Source organism: Citrobacter amalonaticus (assembly GCF_037053465.1).
GTDB classification, from domain to species: domain Bacteria; phylum Pseudomonadota; class Gammaproteobacteria; order Enterobacterales; family Enterobacteriaceae; genus Citrobacter_A; species Citrobacter_A amalonaticus_H.
Window position 1 is genome coordinate 1 of record NZ_JBALIF010000044.1, and the last position, 2535, is coordinate 2535.

The window sequence follows — 2535 nt, forward strand, 5'->3', positions numbered from 1 at the left end:
GACCCTGTAAATAATTCTGTGTAACTGCCCACTCATTAAAGGTGATCGCTCAGGCGGTCACCGAACTCGATAATAAAGCGACTCATTGCCAGCCGCCAGTTCTGGATCGGCATACTCCATTTTTTTGACGCCTCTTTGATAGCCAGATATATAACTTTTCGCACCGAGTCGTCTGTCGGGAACACCTTGCGCTTCTTGATGGCTGCGCGGATCACGCTGTTCAGCGACTCGATGGCATTCGTCGTGTAGATCGTCTTGCGGATATCGGGTGGATAGTTGAAGAACGTATTGAGGTTTTCCCAGTGCGCGCGCCAGCTTTTACTGATCTGTGGGTATTTGTCGTCCCAGGCATCCGCGAAGCTATCCAGCGCCATCAGCGCCGCTTCTTCTGTCGGGGCCTGATACACCGTTTTCAGCCCGCTGGTGACAGCTTTATAGTCTTTCCACGCCACATATTTCAGGCTGTTGCGCACCATATGGATGATGCACAGCTGGATGTGCGTCTGCGGATAGACACTGTTTATCGCATCCGGGAAGCCCTTCAGACCGTCCACGCAGGCAATCAGGATGTCCTGAAGGCCGCGATTTTTAAGTTCCGTCAGCACGTTCAGCCAGAACTTTGCACCTTCGTTTTCTGCCAGCCACATCCCCAGGAGCTCTTTCCGGCCTTCGGTATTGATGCCCAGCGCCAGGAACACCGCTTTGTTTATCACGCTGCCGTTCTGACGAACCTTTACGACGATACAGTCCATATAAACAATGGGATAGAGTGCATCCAGCTGGCGGTTCTGCCATTCAGCGACCTGTTCTTTAACGGCATCGGTGACTTTTGAAATCAGCGCAGGTGACACATCCGCGTCGTACATCTCTTTGAACGTAGCGACGATTTCGCGGGTAGTCATACCTTTGGCGTAGAGGGATAAAATCTGGCTGTCCATCTGCGTGATACGCGTCTGGTTTTTCTTGATTAGCTGCGGCTCAAAGGTGTTTTCACGGTCGCGCGGCGTGTTCAGCTCGATTTCACCGTTGTCGCACAGCAGCGTTTTGGAAGAGTAGCCATTGCGGGTATTGGTGCCGGTTTTCGGCGCGTTCTTCTCATGCCCGAGGTGGTCGGTCAGTTCAGCATTCAGCGCCGTTTCGACGGTTAACTTCGTCAGCATGCGGGAAAATGCGTTGAGGTCAGCTTCGGTTTTAAGACCTTTAGCCAGTTCAGCCGCGAGGGCTTTAAGCTTCTTCTCGTCCATAATTTGCCTGTCTCCGTAGTTGGGAGGAACATATCAAAAACAGGCAATTACACAATTTTAATTACAGTCTCGTTCTGGATCGGCATACTCCATTTTTTTGACGCCTCTTTGATAGCCAGATATATAACTTTTCGCACCGAGTCGTCTGTCGGGAACACCTTGCGCTTCTTGATGGCTGCGCGGATCACGCTGTTCAGCGACTCGATGGCATTCGTCGTGTAGATCGTCTTGCGGATATCGGGTGGATAGTTGAAGAACGTATTGAGGTTTTCCCAGTGCGCGCGCCAGCTTTTACTGATCTGTGGGTATTTGTCGTCCCAGGCATCCGCGAAGCTATCCAGCGCCATCAGCGCCGCTTCTTCTGTCGGGGCCTGATACACCGTTTTCAGCCCGCTGGTGACAGCTTTATAGTCTTTCCACGCCACATATTTCAGGCTGTTGCGCACCATATGGATGATGCACAGCTGGATGTGCGTCTGCGGATAGACACTGTTTATCGCATCCGGGAAGCCCTTCAGACCGTCCACGCAGGCAATCAGGATGTCCTGAAGGCCGCGATTTTTAAGTTCCGTCAGCACGTTCAGCCAGAACTTTGCACCTTCGTTTTCTGCCAGCCACATCCCCAGGAGCTCTTTCCGGCCTTCGGTATTGATGCCCAGCGCCAGGAACACCGCTTTGTTTATCACGCTGCCGTTCTGACGAACCTTTACGACGATACAGTCCATATAAACAATGGGATAGAGTGCATCCAGCTGGCGGTTCTGCCATTCAGCGACCTGTTCTTTAACGGCATCGGTGACTTTTGAAATCAGCGCAGGTGACACATCCGCGTCGTACATCTCTTTGAACGTAGCGACGATTTCGCGGGTAGTCATACCTTTGGCGTAGAGGGATAAAATCTGGCTGTCCATCTGCGTGATACGCGTCTGGTTTTTCTTGATTAGCTGCGGCTCAAAGGTGTTTTCACGGTCGCGCGGCGTGTTCAGCTCGATTTCACCGTTGTCGCACAGCAGCGTTTTGGAAGAGTAGCCATTGCGGGTATTGGTGCCGGTTTTCGGCGCGTTCTTCTCATGCCCGAGGTGGTCGGTCAGTTCAGCATTCAGCGCCGTTTCGACGGTTAACTTCGTCAGCATGCGGGAAAATGCGTTGAGGTCAGCTTCGGTTTTAAGACCTTTAGCCAGTTCAGCCGCGAGGGCTTTAAGCTTCTTCTCGTCCATAATTTGCCTGTCTCCGTAGTTGGGAGGAACATATCAAAAACAGGCAATTACACAATTTTAATTACAGTCTCCGT

The 2535-nt window shown here is 51.8% G+C and carries 2 protein-coding genes; both read right to left on the minus strand.

Going from position 1 to position 2535, the window contains the following annotated elements:
* Window positions 1–35: 35 nt before the first annotated feature.
* Entirely contained in the window at window positions 36–1244 is a 1209-nt protein-coding gene (locus WB371_RS23595) for an IS256 family transposase (protein WP_336222368.1), read from the minus strand.
* Between the two features lie 47 nt (window positions 1245–1291).
* Window positions 1292–2461 (minus strand): IS256 family transposase, encoded by a 1170-nt coding sequence (locus WB371_RS23600; protein WP_336222369.1) that lies wholly within the window; start codon window positions 2459–2461, stop codon window positions 1292–1294.
* Window positions 2462–2535 lie beyond the last annotated feature (74 nt).

Coding starts and splice junctions, on each gene's coding strand:
- WB371_RS23595 (WP_336222368.1), bottom strand. CDS start 1,244: ATGGACGAGAAGAAGCTTAAAGCCCTCGCGGCTGAACTGGCTAAAGGT.
- WB371_RS23600 (WP_336222369.1), bottom strand. CDS start 2,461: ATGGACGAGAAGAAGCTTAAAGCCCTCGCGGCTGAACTGGCTAAAGGT.